Raw genomic sequence first — 16,794 nt, 5'->3', positions numbered from 1 at the left:
CTTTTCGAGACTATGCGTCCCGGGCTCGCGCCCGGGGCGCTTTTGCCGCCGACTGGCGAACGACTCCCCCTCGCTTTGAGCCTCGTCCGATCCTCGCCCTTATCCTGAGGCGCCGCATCAGCGGCCTCGCAGGAGAAATCCAGGGATCGTGCAAAGGCTGAGGCCCTCCCTCAAGGCTTTCGCTTGGCGAAAGCACCTCAGGATGAGGGCGGTGATGGGGACGAGCGCTGTTCCGCACCCGCGACTTCAGCCCTTGATCGAACGGGTCTCGCGCCTGCCATGACAATCTTCCTGCAACTCGTGTCTTCGGGCGTCGCAGTCGGCATGATCTATGCCGCTATCGCGTTCGGCTATCAGCTTACCTTCGCCACGTCGAAGACCCTGAATTTCGGACAGGGCGAGGCCCTGGCGGTCGGCGCGTTGTTCGGCCTGACCCTCGTGCCGTTCACCGGCTACTGGCTGATGCTTCCCCTGGTGCTGGTCTTCGGCTTCGCGCTCGGCGCCGTCGTCGAGCGGCTGGCCGTGCGCCCGGCGATCCAGATCAAGTCCGAGTACGGATGGATCATGGCCACCATCGCGCTTGGCATCATCTTCAAGAATGTCGCGGAGAACGTGTGGGGCCGTGACGACCTGCCCTTCCCCTCGCCGTTGCCCGATTCACCCATCGAGATCGGCGGCGTGCGCATCCTGCCGATGGAGATCCTGATCGTCGTCGGCGCCCTGCTGATGATGCTCGCCGTCGAAATCTTCAACCGCAAGTCGATCTGGGGCAAGGCGGTCGTCGCTACCTCGAACGATATCGACGCCGCCGGGCTGATGGGCATCAACACCAAGCGCGTCATCACGCTCTCCTACTCCATCAGCGCCATGACCGCCGCCTTCGCGGGCGTGCTGGTCGCCCCTGTCACCCTCACGGGGGCGACCATGGGCTCGGTGCTGGCGCTTAAGGCCTTCGCGGTGGCGATCATCGGCGGCCTCGAATCCGGCCTCGGCGTGATCGTCGGCGGTCTCATCCTCGGCGTCGCTGAGACGCTGACGGGCTTCTACATCTCGACCGGCTACAAGGACGTACCGGGCCTGATCCTCCTCCTCGTCGTGCTGTCGATCCGGCCGGTCGGTCTGTTCGGCAAGGCCGTCATCAAGAAGGTCTGACCGTCATGGCGAACACCGCCCTCGCCCCGGCGGCCGAGCCGGCCGCTACCCCTTCCATGAACCGAGGCATCGGCTGGGTCGGCGGGCTTCTGCTCGTCGCCTTCCTGGCAGCCTTCCCGCACGTGGTGACGAGCACCTACTACGTGCACCTGCTGATCGTGATCGCGATCTACGCGATACTGATCCTCGGGCTCGACATCGTGGTCGGCTACACCGGTCAGGTGTCCCTCGGCCATGCCGGGCTGTTCGGCATCGGCGCCTATGCGGCGGCGGCGCTGTTCTTCCACTTCAAGATCGGCATCTGGCTCGGCCTCGTGGCTGGGATCGGGCTCACGGCGGCCTTCGGCGCGCTCCTCGCGATCCCGGCCCTGCGGGTGAGCGGCCCCTACCTCGCCATGGTGACGCTGGCTTTCGGCACGATCATCCAGATCTTCATCAACGAGCTCGACGCCGATCACCAACGGCCCGCTGGGTATCACCCTGCCCCCGGTCCGCGTGCTCGATTTCTCGCTCATCGGCATGCAGGCCCCCTGGGGTTCGGCGGGCCGCAAGCTCGAGTTCTACTATCTCGTCTGCGCCTGCCTCCTGGCCACGATCGTGCTCGTGAACCGCGTCGTGCGTTCGCCCTTCGGCCGCGCTTTCGAGGCTCTGCGCGACTCCCCCATCGCCTGCGATTGCATGGGCGTCTCGGTCTACCGCTACAAGGTCTATGCCTTCGTGGTGTCGGCGGGCCTCGCTGGTCTGGCCGGTGCGCTGTTCGCGTGGTCGGAGCGCTACGTTTCCCCGAATACCTACAGCTTCGAGCTCGACGGTGCTGTTCCTGCTCGCCGTCACCATGGGCGGGCGCAAGTCGCGCTCCGGGCCGCTGATCGGCTCGGTGATCATCGTCATGATGCCGAACATCCTGGCCGATATCGGCCTCGTGCGGATCATGGCCGGCATCATCGCGGCCGTCGCCGTGATCGTCGGGGCGCAGGCCCTCCTGCGCAAGCGTGAGAACCGCTTCGCGATCCTCATCCCGGTGGCGCTCTGCATCCTGTTCTTCCCGGCCACGATGGCCATGGAATCGGTGACCGACTTCCGTCTGACGGTGTTCGGCCTGTTGATCCTGTTCGTGGTCTACTACCTGCCGGACGGAATCGTCGGCTTCTTCCGCCAGATGATCCCGGCGCTTCGCCCGGCCCATACGGCGGAGGGGCGCAGCGTCTCGGCCGAGGGTTCGGCCCTCATCGCCCAGCGCGCCGATGCGGGGGCCGAGGCTCTGCTCAAGGTCGATCAGGCGCTGATGCAGTTCGGGGGCCTGAAGGCTCTGGCGGGCGTCGATCTCACGGTAAAGCCGGGCACGATCCACGGGCTCATCGGCCCGAACGGCTCGGGCAAGAGCACGATGATGAACGTGCTCACCGGCATCTATAAGCCGACCGCAGGATCGGTGACGCTCGCCGTCGCCGGTGGGCAGCGCCTGGATGGGCGGACGCCCTCCGAGATCGCCCTGTCGGGCGTGGCGCGGACCTTCCAGAACGTGCAGCTCTTCCGCGAGATGACCGCGCTGGAGAACGTGCTGGTCGGCCTGCATCACACCTTCAAGGGCACGCTGTTCGACGCGATCCTCGGCACGCCGCGGCGCCGCCGCGAGGAGCGTGAGGCGAGAGCCCGCGCCATGGCCATCCTCGACTTCATGGGGCTCGGCGCCCTGTCGCAGACGGAGGCGCGCAACCTCCCCTACGGCAAGCAGCGCCTCCTCGAGATCGGCCGCGCACTCGCCCTCGATCCGGTCCTGCTGCTCCTCGATGAGCCGGCGGCGGGCCTCACGGCACCGGATATCGCCGACCTCGTGGCGATCATTCGCAAGATCCGGGATGCGGGCATCACCGTCATCCTGATCGAGCACCACATGGACGTGGTCATGGGCCTGTGCGACCGGGTCAGCGTCCTCGATTTCGGCCACAAGATCGCCGAGGGCGGCGCCCGCGAAGTGCAGGCGGACCCGAAGGTGATCGAAGCCTATCTCGGCGCGCCCGGCGAAATGGGCGGCACCGCTGCGGAGACCGCCCATGCTTGAGGTTCAGGATCTCCACGCCGGCTACGGCCTGGTCGAGGTGCTCCACGGCCTGACCTTCCAAGTGCCCAAGGGCCAGGTGGTCACGTTGATCGGCTCCAACGGCGCGGGCAAGACCACGACCATGCGCGCCCTGTCGGGCATGATCCGGCCGCGTTCGGGCTCGATCCGCCTGAACGGCAAGGACATTGCCGGGCTGGAAAGCCACGATGTCGCCCGCGAGGGTCTGGCCCATTCGCCCGAAGGGCGCCGGGTGTTCCCGACGCTGACGGTCGAGGACAACCTCACGCTCGGCGCGTTCCCGCGCCTCACCGGCTCACGGCCGAAGGGCGATATCTCCGCGGACCGGGACCGGGCCTTCGCCCTGTTCCCCCGCCTCAAGGAACGCCGCTCGCAGCTGGCCGGCACGCTTTCGGGCGGCGAGCAGCAGATGCTGGCCATGGGCCGGGCGCTGATGCTGAAGCCGGAGATCCTCCTTCTCGACGAGCCCTCCATGGGTCTCGCGCCGAAGCTGGTCGAGGAGGTCTTCCGGATCATCCGCCAGTTAAAGGAAGAGAAGGTGACGATGCTCCTCGTGGAGCAGTTCGCCATGGCGGCGCTCGGCGTGGCTGACCACGCCTACGTGCTGGAGAACGGCCGCATCCGTTTCCAGGGCCCGGCGGCTCAGCTGAAGAACGATCCTGCGGTGAAGGCCGCCTATCTCGGCGGGCATTGACGGGGGCGTCTTGCCGTCATCCCGGGGCCGCGCCAGCGGAGCCCGGGATCAAGACGCACCGACGTGAAAGGTCTGCCCGACAGCGGTTCTGGAGTCCGGGCCCGCCTACGGCGCCCTGGAATGACGGTCGGCGATATCACGCGTCGGTCGGACGCGATCCCCTCCCCCGGTTGAAAGGGGGAGGGTCGAGACGGCTTACGCCGCCTGCTTGGCCTTCAGCAGCTTACGGTTCACGAGCGCCTCGGCGATCTGCACCGCGTTGAGGGCAGCGCCCTTGCGCAGGTTGTCGGAGACACACCAGAAGTTCAGGCCGTTCTCGACCGTCGCATCCTCGCGGATGCGCGAGATGTAGGTCGCGTCCTCGCCTGCCGCCTCGTGCGGGGTGATGTAGCCGCCGTTCTCGCGCTTATCGACCACAAGGATGCCCGGCGCCGAGCGCAGGATCTCGGTGGCCTCTTCCGCCGTGATCGGACGCTCGAACTCGACGTTCACCGCCTCGGCATGGCCGATGAAGACCGGCACGCGCACGGCGGTGGCCGTGAGCTTGATCTTCGGGTCGAGCATCTTCTTGGTCTCGGCGACCATCTTCCACTCTTCCTTCGTGTACCCGTCCTCCATGAAGACATCGATGTGCGGGATCACGTTGAAGGCGATGCGCTTGGTGAACTTGCCGCCCTGCCCGATCTCGCCCGCCGTGAAGACGGCGCGGGTCTGGTTGAACAGCTCGTCCATCGCTTCCTTGCCCGCGCCGGAGACCGACTGGTAGGTCGAGACGACGACGCGCTTGATGCCGGCGGCCTCGTGCAGGGGCTTGAGGGCCACGACGAGCTGCGCAGTGGAGCAGTTCGGGTTGGCGATGATGTTGCGCTTGGTGAAGCCCGCAATGGCGTCGGCATTCACCTCCGGCACGATCAGCGGCACGTCGGCGTCGTAACGGAAGGCCGACGAGTTATCGATCACGACACAGCCCTGCTGGCCGATGCGCGGAGACCACTCCTTGGAAGCCTCGCCGCCCGCCGACATCAGGCAGATGTCCGTATCGGAGAAATCGTAAGTGTCGAGGGCTTTAACCTTCAGGGTCTTGTCGCCGAAGGAGACTTCCTGACCCTGGCTGCGGCGCGAAGCCAGCGCCACGACCTCGTCGGCGGGGAAAGCCCGCTCGGCCAGGATATCGAGCATCTCGCGGCCCACGTTGCCCGTGGCACCGACGACGGCGACCTTGTAACCCATCTCTCGTCTCCGCGCGTCCTGAACCCCGAACGATCCGGGGGTTGCGCCTCTCCTCGGGTTCATGCCGGCGGCGGGATCGTTCGCGCCGGTCCGTCTCGCCCGCAAACGGGCGCGGCCGTGGACCCGACCTGCTGGGGGTCGGCATCGACGGCCATGGCGGCAGCAAGGCACAGGAAGGCCCGGGCCTGTCAAGGGCGCTTTGCCGCGCCGCAGCACGATCAAGCAACGATTCACCCTGTGTCGTGAAAGGCGGCGGCCGGAAAGACTCTGGTGGCCCCGCTCCATGCACGCTCCCACAGCCGGGGCCACGGGACGGACAGGATTTTCATGCGGATCGCAGCCATCGACGAGCACGAGGAGGAGCGGGTTGGACGCGGGTTCTTCGCGATCAGCCTGCCTTTGCGTGTCGCGGCGGCCGTGATCGTCGTCGGCGGTCTGGCCTTCGCGGTGCGGCAACCGCCCTCGATGACGGCGGTCCCGGTGCTGCACAGGACGACCGAGATCCCGGCCATCGTGGGCACGGCACCCCTGCGGCTCACCGAACCCGGTATCGACCCCGTGCGTGTGGAGCCGGGTCGCATCGATCCGAAGTCGGGCCTGCGCGAGGACGTCCTCGGGCGCGGAAGCTTCGCTGCGATCGAAGCGCCTGTCCTGCGCCTGGCGGTCACGCGCGGGATCGGCTCGGAGCGCGCGCCGGGGCTGTTCGTGCTCGCCGCGCGGCGAGCGGCTCTGGCGGGACGGGGTGAGGCGCCCCTGTCCGTGTCGCGGGCGGTGCCACGCGGCGTGGTCGCGACCCGTTTCGGCCCGGCGGAGATTGCCGAGGCGACGCTGACCGGGGGAGCACTCACCCGCGCCTGCACGGCTTTCGTCCTCACCCAGCCTGGCCTGCGGATCGACGGCTTTCTCTGCGCGCCCCTGGGCGGCGCGCCTGAGCCGAAGTCGCTGGCCTGCACCCTGGACGCGCTGGATTTCGATGACCAGTCCGACCCGACCGCGAGTGCCCTTTTCCGGCAGGCCCGGGCTCGAAGCGCCTGCGATGGAGGCGGCAACGCCGCCGCCGATCCGGCCGGAAAAACCGGGTCGATCGAACGCCGGAGGTCGGCCACGAAAAATTGAGGCACGAATGTGGCAAAGCGCACAAGCGCGGCCGTTACGCAGGAACTAAGAATGGCCTCGCACGTCTTCTCCACAAGGGCGGCGAACTGTTAAGCTTCGGCCGCCACAATGATGGCACTCTTATGCGAAGGACGGCCATGCGCTCCCTCAAGATCGCCCTTTTGGGCGCCCTCACTGCCGCCGGCCTCTCCGCCGTTTCGTCCGCGCCCGCCCAGGCGCAGGATGGCTACGGATACGGCAGCGGTCCGGTCTACCGGGTCAGCCGCCCGCTCCCGATCCGCATCCGTCCGCGCTCCTGGCTCGACGCCGGCAACGTGCCGTTGTCGTCAGGCGTTCCGGGCGCTGGTGGCTCGCGCAACCCGGCCACGAACCCCTACCTGATCGCGGCCTCGAACGCCCTGACCCCGCCCTACGGCCCAAGCGATCGTTACGGCGCCGGCATCCTGCCCGACCCGATCACCAACGGCCCGTTCATCGGCGCCCGGTCGAGCGCCGTGCGCAACGTCGACCTTTCCTTCGTGGACCGGCTCGACCCGACCTCGCCGCTCTACGGCCGCCCGTACTAAGGGCGCTCGGCTCCCTGAACAGGGCGCGGATCCGAAGGGGTCCGCGCCCTTTTTCATGTCCGAACCTCGTCTTCGCAGGTGATGCGAAGCGACCGATGGCAGCGTACCTTTTAGATTGTGGCGGCGCCCTGGATGGCTTCGGTCCGCTCGCCGTGGCGGTGGGGAGCGTCGCGCCCGTCCGTCACCCCGCCGACGAGGTTCAGCCCAAGCAGGAACTCCGCCGGGAAATCCGTGCGCAGCACCGGTTCACGCGCAACATCGCCCTTGAGGGCATCCGCCTCGGCACGGCGAGCGGCGACGGCCTCGGCGATCGAGACACCCTGGAAGGCGATGCGCGTGCCGCCCTGCGCCTGCGCCAGCCGCCCGAGATCGGGGCCGATCACGGTCGCGATCTTCGGATAGCCGCCGGTCGATTGCCGGTCCGCCATCAGGATGATCGGCAGGCCATTGCCCGGCACCTGGATCGCGCCCATCGCGACCCCGTCCGAGACGATGTCGTGGCCCTTTGCGTGCTTCAGCGGCGTGCCGTCGAGGAAACAGGCCATGCGGTCGCCGCGGGGCGAGACAATCCATGGCCCCCCGAGGAAAGCCGCGATCTGTTCTTTCGCGAAATAATCGTCCTGCGGTCCGAGCACGACGCGGATGCGTGACGGGTCACGATCGAGCCACGGCGCAATCAGACGTTGCGGTGCGCCCTCCCCCTGTCGGACCTCCGCCACCGGGATGCGGTCGCCCGCGCGCAAGCCCCGCCCTTCGAGTCCGCCGAGGGCCGAACGGGTATGGGTCGCCGTCGAGCCGAGGACGGGGGCGACGTCGAAGCGACCCGCCACGGCAAGGTAGCCCCAGGATCCGGCACTGCCCGCCCGCACCGTGAGAATGCGGCCAGGCTCCAGGGTGAAGGCGCAGCATGGCGGCAGCGCCTCCCCGTCGAGGGTGGCGCGGAAGCCCCCGAGACCAGGGCGAGGCCGAGGGGACCATCGGGCGCACTCACGCTGAGCCCGCCGGTCGAGATCTCGATCGCCGTCGCGGCGAGGGGATTGCCGAGGGTCCGGTTCGCGGTGGCGAACATCATGGGGTCCATCGCCCCGGCGGCGGTGATGCCATAGCGGAGGTAGCCCCGCCTGCCGCCGTCCTGAAGGGTCACGCCGGGACCGGCGGCCTCGATCGCCAGGATGCTCACCGCGTCCCCTCCTCCTGCCTCGCCACCCGCTCGCCCGCCGCCTCACGCGCGGCAAGGCCGGAATAGGTAGCGGCGTCGACGGCTTCGAACCGGATCTCGTCGCCGGGGCGCACGAAGAAGCTCTCGTGTCGTTCCGGCGCATAGAGCCGGCACGGTGTCGCGCCGAGCACGTACCAGCCGGTCGGCATCGGCACGGTCGCGACGGCCGCGAGGCCGCCGCCAATCATCACCGCGTTGGCCGGATGTGGCGGGCGGGGGCTCGCCCGCCTCGGCACCGCCAGTACATCGGGCAGGCCGCCGAGATAGGCGAAGCCCGGCGCGAAGCCGTACATGTAGACCCTGTAGCTCGCTTGCCCGTGGAGAGCGGCGACTTCGGCGGGAGATCGTCCGATCTGCTCCGCGACTGCCGCGAGGTCTTCTCCGTGGGGAGCGTCATAGCAGCAGGGCAGAACCCAGCGCGCCGGGGCGCTGGCCCGTTGGGGCGCACCGCCGGTCAGCGAGAGGACGCGATCCGCCAGGGTGTCCCGGTCGAGGATCAGCGGGTCGTAGTGGATCATCAGCGAGCGGTAGGTCGGCACCGTCTCCGCGATGCCGTCCGGGCGGTCAGCCGAGAGAGCGTCTTCCAGGGCCAGGACACGATCGCTGATGGCGGGATCGACGCTGGTGCCGAACTCGACCACCAGGGCCGCCTCGCCCGCGTCGAGGATGCGGGGGGAGACACTCACGGCTTGAACGGCGCGAGCGTCACGCCCGCGCCCTCCAGCTTCGCACGCACGGCGCGGGCGGTCCCGACCGCGTGAGCAGAGTCGCCGTGGACGCAGATCGAGCGGATCGGCGTGGGAAGCTTGCGGCCGGAGGCGGTCAGGATCGCGCCGTCCCGCACCATGGTCAGAATTCGCTCGGCGGCCTCTTCCTGGTCGGTGATGAGGGCGCCCGGCTGGCTGCGGGCGATGAGCTGCCCCTCCTCGGTGTAGCCGCGATCCGCGAAGATCTCCTGATGCACCTCGAGTCCCGCCGCTTCCCCCGCCGGGACCTGCGCTGTGAGTGCGATGGCAAGCAGCGCGAGGTTGCGGTCGACCGCCTTCACGGCTCCTGCGATCGCATCGGCGACAGCCCTGTCCTCGGCGGCGAGGTTGGCCAGCGCCCCATGGGCCTTCACGTAGGTGATGCGGTGGCCCGCATAGGCGGCGAGCGCCGCTGCGGCGCCGACCTGATAGGCGACGAGCCGCTCGATCTCGGCCGGGGTGAACGGCATCCGCCGCCGCCCGAAGCCCCAGAGGTCGGGGAAGCCCGGATGAGCCCCCACCGCCACGCCCTTCTCCTTCGCCAGCCGGAAGGTCGCGGCCATGATCTCGGGATCGCCCGCATGGAGGCCGCAGGCGACGTTGGCCGAGGTGACGACGGAGAGCATCGCCCCGTCATCGCCGCAGGCATAGGCGCCGTAGCCTTCCCCGAGATCCGCGTTGAGGTCGACGCTCGCCATTGCTGCCACTCTCCCGTTGCTCAGGCTACCGCCGCCGGGGCGGATTCGGCCGAGGCTGCGACATCCGTGTCGAGTTCGCGACCGGCCGTCTCGGGCAAGAGAAGCGCCGCCACGATCACGAGGCAATAGGCGCAGGCCGCCACGACGCCGATGGCGACCCCAAGCGTCAGCGATCCGCTGAGATAGCCGACGAGCGCCGGACAGACGGCGCCGGTCGCCCGGCCGAAATTGTAGCAGAACCCCTGGGCCGAGCCGCGAACCCGGCTGGGGAACAGGCTCGCTCAGGAAGGCGCCCATGCCGGAGAACACGCCAGAGAGGAAGAAGCCGAGCGGGAAGCCCAGGAACAGCATCGCCGTGTCGGTGATCGGGATCAGCGTGTAGGCGAGCACGAGGACACCCGCGCAAAAGCCGAACAGCATGAACCCCTTGCGGCGGCCGATACGGTCCGAGAGGTAGGCGCTGGTCAGGTAGCCGAGGAACGAGCCGAAGATCAGCATCAGCAGATAGCCGCTGGTGTTGAGCACCGAGAGGTTGCGCTCGGTCTTCAGGTAGGTCGGCAGCCACGTGGTCACGGCGTAGTAGCCGCCCTGCATGCCCGTCGCGAGGAGGCTCGCAAGCGCCGTGCGGCCGATCAGCTCGCGGGAGAAAATGTCGAGGAAGTTGCCGCTATCGCCCTGCTTTCGCATCTCGGCGCGGGTCTGCCGGTAGACCTCCGGATCCTCGATGTTGCGGCGAATCCAGAAGATCAGCAGCGAGGGCGCGGCGCCGAGCCAGAACAGGATCCGCCACGCCTGCGCCGGTTCGGCCAGGGCGAAGACCGCCCAGAAGGCGATGGCGGCGCAGGCCCAGCCGACCGCCCAACTCGACTGCACGAGCCCGACCGCCTTTCCGCGATAGCGTGCCTGGATCGTCTCCGCGATCAGCACTGAGCCAACCGACCACTCGCCGCCGAAGCCGAAGCCCTGCATGGCGCGGGTGAAGAGCAATTGCTCGTAGGAATGGGTGAAGCCGGAGAGCACCGTGAATACGGTGAACCATGCCACGGTCGCCTGAAGCACCACCACGCGGCCATAGCGATCGGCGAGGATGCCCGCCGCCCAGCCGCCGATGGCGGAGGTGACGAGGGCGGCGGTGGCGATGTTGCCCGCCTCGACCTTCGTGAGCCCCCACACAATCACCAGCGTCGGGATGAGGAAGGTATAGATCATGTAATCGAAAGCATCGACGCCGTATCCGGCGAAGGCTGCGCCCAAGACCCGGCGCTCTGTTGGGTTGGTGTCCTTCAACCACATGGTCCTGCTCCCTCTGGATGGTTCGGTGCTTAGGTCATTCTTTGATTTGCACTTGTTCGCCCCTCGCCGTCTTTGCGAGCGAAGCGAAGCAATTCAGGGAGACGCCATCGGCCGGGTCCGTCCCGCTGCCCTGGGTCGCTTCGCTGCGCTCGCGATGACGGCGGCGCGAAGGGAGACCCGAAACCTCACCGGTACGGCAGGTCGCGGTTCAGCAGGTCGGTGACCAGCATGAAGCCGGGGGAATGGGTGATGCACAGCGGCAGCTTCGCGGCCATGGCCACCGCCTGGGGCGTCACTCCGCACGCCCAGAAGACCGGGATCTCGTCGGGCTCAATGGCGACCGGATCGCCGAAGTCGGGCTTGGCGATGTCGCGGATGCCAATCAGGCTCGGATCGCCGAGATGGACCGGGGCGCCGTGTACCGCCGGAACCCGCGCCGTCACCTGCACGGCCTTGATCGCGTCCGCGGCCTTCATCGGCCGCATGGAGACCACGAGCGGACCGTGGAACGGCCCGGCCGGAACGGTCTCGATCGAAGTCCGGTACATCGCGACGTTGCGCCCCTGCGCAACATGGCGAAGGGGAATGCCCGCCTCGAGCAGGGCCGCCTCGAATGAGAACGAGCAGCCGAGCACGAAAGTCACGAGGTCGTCGCGCCAGTGGTCCCTCAGGTCGGCCACCTCGGCGACCATCTCGCCTCGCTCGTAGATACGGTAACCCGGCACGTCGGTGGCGATGTCGAGATCCGCGCCCAGGATGGGCAGATCACGGGCGCCGGGCTGAGACACACCGATGATCGGGCAAGGCTTTGGGTTCTGCTGACAGAAGCGCTGGAAGTCCGGGGCGAGTGCGGCGGGCAGGATCATCAGGTTGCCCTGGACATGGGCCGGGGCGAGACCGGACGTGTGCCCCCGCCATGCGCCGGTGCGGATCGCCCGCCGGGCGGCGCGCGCATCCTCGAAAGCCGTGGCCGGACGTGGGGCGTCGGTTTGCTCGCTCACAGGATGTATCCCTCGCTGCGGTCGCATTCTCGCCGCGTTTTGCGGTCGATTTGCCGCCTTAAGAGACACGTTCCCATTGCGCCGCTTTTCGCGCCAATCGTCTTTGCGAATGGCGGGCGATAACCCGGCCTTATCGGGCGGCGGCCCAGTCCCGCGCGACCTCCTCCGCGATGCGGGCGGCATCGACCACGAAATGCCCTTCGGAGCGCTTGGCGTGAGTGGCGGTGAAGGTGAGGTCGGAGAGCGCCTGCTCCACCGGCAGGACGCGTAAGACGCCGGAGGACAATTCGTCCCGCACGACATCGGGCGGGATCACGCAGATGCCGAGCCGCTCGATCCCCATCTTCACGATGGTCGCCAGCGACGCGCTGGTGTGGATCTGGCTCGGCAGCAGGTTCGCGCGCAGCACGAGGTCCCTCAATTCGACATAGGGACTGGTGTTGCGCGGATAGGTGACGAGGGGGTGGCGCATCAGGGCGCCGAGGCTCAGCGGCTCCTCATCCGGCACGAGGCCTGGCGCGGCGATCCACGCCACCGGCGCCTGAAACAGCGGGCGATTCACGAGGCTCGGGACTGTGATCGGCCCGACGAGGAAGGCGAGATCGAGTTCGTTGGCGACGAGCGCCGCCTGCATGTTCGGGGAGATGTCGACGGTGATGTCGACCCCGATGCCGGGGTGCTCCGCGCGCATCCGCTCGATGAAGCGCGACAGCCAGAGATGCACGATGGTCTCGGACACGCCGAGGCGGAGGGTGCCGGTGGTCCGCCCGGTCTCGTCGAGGGCGGCGATCATCTCGGATTGCAGGGCGAGGAAGCGTTCGGCGAAACCGAGCAGCACCCTCCCCCGCTCGGTCAGCGCCACGTCGCGGCTGCGACGCTCGAACAGCGTGCCGTATTCGTGCTCCAGCGCGGCGATGCGCTGCGACACGGCGGGCTGGGTCGTGTTCACCTGCTCGCTCGCCCGGCGGAAGCTGGACAGCGTGGCGACCCAGTAAAACACTTCCAAGCTGCGGAAATCAGCCATCCCGCGACCGTTCGGCGACGTCACACGTCACAGGCATAATATATGCCCGGATGCGCCGTCCGTCATTTGATCTGGATGCTGTCCACCACCTGCCGGAAACTGGCGAGGACGCCCTCGCGCTGATCCTCACGAACGACGCCGACGGCGCGGAGATACCCATCCGGGTTGAAGCGGATCGTCTGGGCGACCACTACCTGCTTGTTGGTGGGCATGTCGGTCGCCCGCGCCACGATCTCGTGCCAATCGACGCCGTTCGAACGGTAGCTCTGGGCGCGCTCGATCACGAAGTCCTTCATGGTCTGGTTCGCGTAGAGGGCGGCGCGGGCGAAGGCGTCGCGCTGCTCGGCCGTGGGCGGCGGCTGCACGGCCTGGGCGATCACGAGGATCGGCTGTTCCAGGTTCTGCATCTGGTCCTTCGGACCCTTGGTCAGCAGCACGGAATTGCCCGCGAGCACCCGGATGGGCCTGAACCCCGCCGCGTCCCCGATGCGGAAGGGCAAGGCATCGACCTGCTCAGTCAGCGACAGGGGCGCGCGCACGGTGACGTCGGTGACGAGCTTGCGCATCGTCTCCTCGGTCTCGGCATCCGGGGTCGCCTGGGCGATGATGAGACCGGTGACGCTCGGCGTGCCGACCACCACGATCCACTTGTTGATCGTCTGGCCGGGATTGGCGGGATCGTTCGGTTGCTCGCCGGTGTAGAGCATCGCCTCGTTGTCACCGACTTTGATCGGCTCCTTCTTGGAGATGGCGAAACCCTGGCTGCGCAGGTTGGCGTCGGTGAATCCGCTTACGAGTTCCGGAAAGGCGTTCGGCGGCAATTCCACCACCGAGAGGGTGGCGCCGCCCCCTCGCGCTCAAAGCCGGAGAAACGGCGGGAGGGCACCATGTCCGAGGGCGGCTCGAAGCCGAAGCGGGAGCCCGCCGGGAACACCCTGTCCGCGGCCGTCGCGGGCATCAGCCCCGCGACCACGAACAGCGCCGCAAGAGGCAACCTGAGATCGCGCAACGGCATGAAACTCAACGCTCTCCACTGCCGCCCCTGACGGGGCAGGCCCGCACGATGGGTCCGACGCCGCGCATCAGGAGTCAAGCGAGGGCTTGGGGATCCGGGTGTTCACGTTACCGCATGGGCGCGCGTCACCCGCCGGAGGGTGAGATTGCAGCGGCCACCCGGGGGGAGCAGGCTAGGCAAGGGGTCCTGCGCCAGCAGATCGGGCTCGCGGTAGATCCGGTCGATGCCGTGGAAGGCGAGGCGCGAGGGGCCGCCGATCACCACGGCGTCGCCCGACATCAGGCGGACGGAGCGGGTCGGGTCCGAGCGGGAAAGGCCGCCATACCGGAACAGCGCGGCGGCGCCGAGCGACAGGGACAGGACGGGGGCGTCAAAATCCTCCTCGTCCCGATCCTGATGCAGGCCCATGCGGGCCTCGGGCCCGTAAAGGTTGATCAGGCAGGCTTCCGGCGGTGGCGCGCCGGGCGCCAGTTGGTCCCAGGCGGCGAGCGCCGTGGGCGGGATCGGCGGCCAGGGTTCGCCCGTGACGGGATGGTGCGGCTGGTAACGGTAGCCGGCCTCGTCCGAGACCCAGCAGAGCGGGCCTGCGCCGCCCATCCGCACCGAGAACGGCTTGCCCGTGCGCGGCATTCTGGGTGTGAAGGGCGGTGCGGCCGCGAGGATCGCGGAGACCTCCCCGGCCAGCCGTATCCGGGCTGCCTCGTCGAGGAAGCCCGGGTGATGGATCAGGCCGGGGCGAAGTTCGACGCTCATGAGACGTCGATATCGCGCTCCAGAACCGACTTCGAGGCAACCGTCGTGTTGTCGTTCAGGCGGTAGACGAGCGGCACACCCGTGGCGATCTCGAGACCGGCGATCGTTGCGGGCCCGAGATGGTCGAGAACCATCACCAGGGCGCGGAGCGAGTTGCCGTGGGCTGCGACGAGCACCCGCTGGCCGGACATGACGCGCGGCAGGATCGTCTCGATGTAGTAGGGCAGCACGCGGGCGGCGGTGTCCTTCAGGCTCTCGCCGCCGGGGGGCGCCACGTCATAGGAGCGGCGCCACGTATGGACCTGATCCGCCCCCCACTTGGCGCGGGCGTCGTCCTTGTTGAGGCCGGACAGGTCGCCGTAATCGCGCTCGTTGAGCGCCTCCGACCGGAGCACCTCGATGTTCGAGAGGCCCATCTCTTCGAGCATGAGCGCGCAGGTGCGCTGAGCACGGCCGAGATTCGAGGTGAAGGCGACGTCGAAGCCGTAGCCCTCGCTCTTCAGCCAGCGCCCGGCCTTCACTGCCTCCTCGACGCCGCGATCGGTCAGGCCCGGATCGCGCCAGCCCGTGAACAGGTTCTTGAGGTTCCACTCACTCTGACCGTGGCGAGCGAGGACGAGCAGGCGCTCCATAACAGTGTCTCTGGGTTCGTAGCTGCGGCGAGTCTGCCGGTATCGTCCGGGCTCCTAGCAGCCACGGGCGCGAGCCCAAAGGGTGGTAATCCGCTTAAGGTTATAAAAGAGCGTGGCCGTTCACAGGTCCAGAACATCGGCCATAGAGTAAAGGCCCGGCGGCTTCGGATGCGCCCACAGGGCCGCCTTCACCGCCCCCGAGGCGAACAGCCCCCGGTCGGCGGCATGGTGGCTGATGGTCAGTGTCTCGCCGGGGCCCGCGAAGAGCACGCTATGGTCGCCCACCACCGAGCCACCGCGTAGGGTAGCAAAGCCGATATCGCCGGGCTTGCGCGCGCCGGTATGGCCATCGCGAGTCGAGACGCGGACGGTCGGAAGATCGACGCCCCGCCCTTCGGCAGCGGCCTCGCCCAGCAGAAGCGCCGTGCCAGAAGGGGCATCCACCTTCATGCGGTGGTGCATCTCCAGAATCTCGATGTCGAAATCCGCGCCGAGCGTCGCGGCGACCTTGCGCACCAGCGCGGCCATCAGGTTCACGCCCAGCGACATGTTGCCCGAGCGGACGATGCGCGCGTGGTAGGAGGCGGCCTTCAGCTTGGCGAGGTCGTCATCCGACAAGCCGGTCGTGCCCACGACATGGACGATGCGGGCCTGCGCGGCGAGTTCGGCGAAATGCACCGTGGCCGCCGGGGCGGTGAAATCCAGCACGCCATCGGCGGCGGCGAAGGCGGTGAGCGGGTCGTCGGTGATGTCGACGCCCAGCGGCTGAAGGCCCGCCAGGGTTCCGGCATCCTGCCCGAGGGCGGCCGAGCCCTCGCGCTCGATGGCCGCCGAGAGGGTGCAGCCCTCGGCCTGCGCCACGGCGCGCACCAGCATCCGACCCATGCGCCCCTCGGCGCCGACCACGACGAGCCGCATCTACCCTGTCCGTTTCCCTGAATGTTTCGTTCCAGCCCCATCCTTGTCCTGAGGTGCTGCGGGGCCCGCAGGGCGGTCACCTCAGGATAAGGGCATGGGAGGGAGGGCCGGAATGAACCGGCTCTCCCCGTGTCCCGGAGCCCCGAAGGCTCACTCCTTCTCGGGGGCGATCTGTTCCAGGCCGCCGATGTGCTTCTGCGCGTAGAGCGGCAGGCCGACCTGCTTGATGAGTTCGAGCTGCGTCTCGAGGAAGTCGATATGGCCTTCCTCGTCCTCGGCCAGATCCTCGAAGAGGCGCTTGGACACGCGATCGTTGATCGAATCGCAGTACTTCGCTGCTTCGAGATAAAGCGAGCGGGCCTCGTTCTCGGCGGCGAGATCGGAGTGCAGGATCTCTTCCACGTTCTGGCCGATCCGCAGCGGGTCCAGCTCCTGCAGGTTCGGGAAGCCTTCGAGGAACAGGATCCGGTCGATGAACCGGTCCGCGTGGTTCATCTCTTCGATGGATTCCTTGCGCCAGAACTTGGCCAGCTCCACGTAGCCCCAGTCATTGAGCATGCGGAAATGCAGCCAGTACTGGCTCACCGCGGTCAATTCGCTGCGCAGGCCGCGATTGAGATACTCGATGACCTTGGTGTCGCCCTTCATTCCCGTACT

At 68.0% G+C, this 16,794-nt stretch carries 14 protein-coding genes and 4 pseudogenes; 6 read left to right on the top strand and 12 right to left on the bottom strand.

What is annotated here, in order from left to right:
• The first annotated feature begins 279 nt into the window (after nucleotides 1-279).
• The 3 genes and pseudogenes from ACFQE0_RS16335 to ACFQE0_RS16325 all read left to right on the top strand — a co-directional run bounded on the left by ACFQE0_RS16335 (nucleotide 280) and on the right by ACFQE0_RS16325 (nucleotide 3,926).
• Nucleotides 280-1,152 carry a branched-chain amino acid ABC transporter permease gene (locus ACFQE0_RS16335; protein ID WP_378971489.1) on the top strand — a complete coding sequence of 291 codons (873 nt, stop codon included), beginning with the start codon at nucleotides 280-282 and terminating at the stop codon, nucleotides 1,150-1,152.
• Between the two features lie 5 nt (nucleotides 1,153-1,157).
• A pseudogene (locus tag ACFQE0_RS16330) lies at nucleotides 1,158-3,214 on the top strand (branched-chain amino acid ABC transporter ATP-binding protein/permease).
• Nucleotides 3,207-3,926 (top strand): ABC transporter ATP-binding protein, encoded by a 720-nt coding sequence (locus ACFQE0_RS16325; RefSeq protein WP_378971487.1) that lies wholly within the window; start codon nucleotides 3,207-3,209, stop codon nucleotides 3,924-3,926. Before ACFQE0_RS16330 ends, ACFQE0_RS16325 begins: the two are co-directional and overlap by 8 nt.
• Before the next feature lie 195 nt (nucleotides 3,927-4,121).
• Here ACFQE0_RS16325 and ACFQE0_RS16320 read toward each other — a convergent pair whose 3' ends face one another.
• Nucleotides 4,122-5,156, bottom strand: coding sequence for an aspartate-semialdehyde dehydrogenase (locus ACFQE0_RS16320; protein ID WP_378971485.1), 1,035 nt, complete (start codon nucleotides 5,154-5,156; stop codon nucleotides 4,122-4,124).
• Between the two features lie 327 nt (nucleotides 5,157-5,483).
• Here ACFQE0_RS16320 and ACFQE0_RS16315 point away from each other — a divergent pair, with 327 nt between their 5' ends.
• Nucleotides 5,484-6,272, top strand: coding sequence for a hypothetical protein (locus ACFQE0_RS16315; protein ID WP_378971483.1), 789 nt, complete (start codon nucleotides 5,484-5,486; stop codon nucleotides 6,270-6,272).
• Between the two features lie 137 nt (nucleotides 6,273-6,409).
• Nucleotides 6,410-6,838, top strand: a complete 429-nt coding sequence (locus tag ACFQE0_RS16310) for a hypothetical protein (RefSeq protein ID WP_378971480.1) — start codon at nucleotides 6,410-6,412, stop codon at nucleotides 6,836-6,838.
• A gap of 110 nt (nucleotides 6,839-6,948) precedes the next feature.
• Here ACFQE0_RS16310 and ACFQE0_RS16305 read toward each other — a convergent pair.
• The 7 genes and pseudogenes from ACFQE0_RS16305 to ACFQE0_RS16275 form a co-directional block, all read right to left on the bottom strand.
• Nucleotides 6,949-8,018: pseudogene (locus ACFQE0_RS16305) on the bottom strand (5-oxoprolinase subunit C family protein).
• Complete coding sequence (locus tag ACFQE0_RS16300) at nucleotides 8,015-8,743, bottom strand: 5-oxoprolinase subunit B family protein (protein ID WP_378971478.1); 729 nt, start codon at nucleotides 8,741-8,743, stop codon at nucleotides 8,015-8,017. The pseudogene ACFQE0_RS16305 and the gene ACFQE0_RS16300 overlap by 4 nt, the downstream one beginning before the upstream one ends.
• Nucleotides 8,740-9,501 (bottom strand): LamB/YcsF family protein, encoded by a 762-nt coding sequence (locus ACFQE0_RS16295; RefSeq protein ID WP_378971476.1) that lies wholly within the window; start codon nucleotides 9,499-9,501, stop codon nucleotides 8,740-8,742. The genes ACFQE0_RS16300 and ACFQE0_RS16295 overlap by 4 nt, the downstream gene beginning before the upstream one ends.
• A gap of 20 nt (nucleotides 9,502-9,521) precedes the next feature.
• Nucleotides 9,522-10,794 (bottom strand): annotated as a pseudogene (locus ACFQE0_RS16290) (MFS transporter).
• Between the two features lie 185 nt (nucleotides 10,795-10,979).
• Nucleotides 10,980-11,822 carry a putative hydro-lyase gene (locus ACFQE0_RS16285; RefSeq protein WP_378971474.1) on the bottom strand — a complete coding sequence of 281 codons (843 nt, stop codon included), beginning with the start codon at nucleotides 11,820-11,822 and terminating at the stop codon, nucleotides 10,980-10,982.
• A 103-nt stretch (nucleotides 11,823-11,925) separates the two neighbouring features.
• Nucleotides 11,926-12,819 (bottom strand): LysR family transcriptional regulator, encoded by an 894-nt coding sequence (locus ACFQE0_RS16280; RefSeq protein WP_378971471.1) that lies wholly within the window; start codon nucleotides 12,817-12,819, stop codon nucleotides 11,926-11,928.
• A gap of 62 nt (nucleotides 12,820-12,881) precedes the next feature.
• Nucleotides 12,882-13,777 (bottom strand): annotated as a pseudogene (locus tag ACFQE0_RS16275) (hypothetical protein).
• Between ACFQE0_RS16275 and ACFQE0_RS16270 the strand changes: the two are divergent.
• Nucleotides 13,707-13,865, top strand: coding sequence for a hypothetical protein (locus ACFQE0_RS16270; RefSeq protein WP_378975753.1), 159 nt, complete (start codon nucleotides 13,707-13,709; stop codon nucleotides 13,863-13,865). The pseudogene ACFQE0_RS16275 and the gene ACFQE0_RS16270 sit on opposite strands and share 71 nt — an antisense overlap.
• A 71-nt stretch (nucleotides 13,866-13,936) precedes the next feature.
• On the opposite strand, the gene ACFQE0_RS16265 is transcribed toward ACFQE0_RS16270, so the two are convergent.
• The 4 genes from ACFQE0_RS16265 to bfr form a co-directional block, all read right to left on the bottom strand.
• Nucleotides 13,937-14,587: an alpha-ketoglutarate-dependent dioxygenase AlkB gene (locus ACFQE0_RS16265; protein WP_378971468.1), complete on the bottom strand. Its 651-nt coding sequence runs from the start codon at nucleotides 14,585-14,587 to the stop codon at nucleotides 13,937-13,939.
• Complete coding sequence (locus ACFQE0_RS16260) at nucleotides 14,584-15,219, bottom strand: 2,3-bisphosphoglycerate-dependent phosphoglycerate mutase (protein WP_378971466.1); 636 nt, start codon at nucleotides 15,217-15,219, stop codon at nucleotides 14,584-14,586. The genes ACFQE0_RS16265 and ACFQE0_RS16260 overlap by 4 nt, the downstream gene beginning before the upstream one ends.
• Before the next feature lie 120 nt (nucleotides 15,220-15,339).
• Nucleotides 15,340-16,137, bottom strand: coding sequence for a 4-hydroxy-tetrahydrodipicolinate reductase (gene dapB / locus ACFQE0_RS16255; protein WP_378971463.1), 798 nt, complete (start codon nucleotides 16,135-16,137; stop codon nucleotides 15,340-15,342).
• Nucleotides 16,138-16,287: 150 nt separating this feature from the next.
• A complete protein-coding gene (gene bfr, locus ACFQE0_RS16250) occupies nucleotides 16,288-16,785 on the bottom strand; it encodes a bacterioferritin (RefSeq protein WP_378971461.1) in 498 nt (165 codons plus the stop codon).
• Nucleotides 16,786-16,794: the final 9 nt, after the last annotated feature.

The sequence above is a fragment of the Methylobacterium komagatae genome, from assembly GCF_042661665.1.
Classification (GTDB): Bacteria; Pseudomonadota; Alphaproteobacteria; order Rhizobiales; family Beijerinckiaceae; genus Methylobacterium; species Methylobacterium komagatae.
The sequence above is the reverse complement of the archived record's forward strand: the minus strand, read 5'-3'. Positions and strand labels throughout refer to the sequence as shown.

What these genes read in the sequence shown, in the direction of transcription:
- ACFQE0_RS16335 (WP_378971489.1), top strand. Translation starts at nt 280, where the DNA reads ATGACAATCTTCCTGCAACTCGTGTCTTCGGGCGTCGCAGTCGGCATG.
- bfr (WP_378971461.1), bottom strand. Translation starts at nt 16,785, where the DNA reads ATGAAGGGCGACACCAAGGTCATCGAGTATCTCAATCGCGGCCTGCGC.
- ACFQE0_RS16310 (WP_378971480.1), top strand. Translation starts at nt 6,410, where the DNA reads ATGCGCTCCCTCAAGATCGCCCTTTTGGGCGCCCTCACTGCCGCCGGC.
- ACFQE0_RS16280 (WP_378971471.1), bottom strand. Translation starts at nt 12,819, where the DNA reads ATGGCTGATTTCCGCAGCTTGGAAGTGTTTTACTGGGTCGCCACGCTG.
- ACFQE0_RS16260 (WP_378971466.1), bottom strand. Translation starts at nt 15,219, where the DNA reads ATGGAGCGCCTGCTCGTCCTCGCTCGCCACGGTCAGAGTGAGTGGAAC.
- ACFQE0_RS16270 (WP_378975753.1), top strand. Translation starts at nt 13,707, where the DNA reads ATGTCCGAGGGCGGCTCGAAGCCGAAGCGGGAGCCCGCCGGGAACACC.
- dapB (WP_378971463.1), bottom strand. Translation starts at nt 16,137, where the DNA reads ATGCGGCTCGTCGTGGTCGGCGCCGAGGGGCGCATGGGTCGGATGCTG.
- ACFQE0_RS16315 (WP_378971483.1), top strand. Translation starts at nt 5,484, where the DNA reads ATGCGGATCGCAGCCATCGACGAGCACGAGGAGGAGCGGGTTGGACGC.
- ACFQE0_RS16320 (WP_378971485.1), bottom strand. Translation starts at nt 5,156, where the DNA reads ATGGGTTACAAGGTCGCCGTCGTCGGTGCCACGGGCAACGTGGGCCGC.
- ACFQE0_RS16325 (WP_378971487.1), top strand. Translation starts at nt 3,207, where the DNA reads ATGCTTGAGGTTCAGGATCTCCACGCCGGCTACGGCCTGGTCGAGGTG.
- ACFQE0_RS16295 (WP_378971476.1), bottom strand. Translation starts at nt 9,501, where the DNA reads ATGGCGAGCGTCGACCTCAACGCGGATCTCGGGGAAGGCTACGGCGCC.
- ACFQE0_RS16265 (WP_378971468.1), bottom strand. Translation starts at nt 14,587, where the DNA reads ATGAGCGTCGAACTTCGCCCCGGCCTGATCCATCACCCGGGCTTCCTC.
- ACFQE0_RS16285 (WP_378971474.1), bottom strand. Translation starts at nt 11,822, where the DNA reads ATGCGACCGCAGCGAGGGATACATCCTGTGAGCGAGCAAACCGACGCC.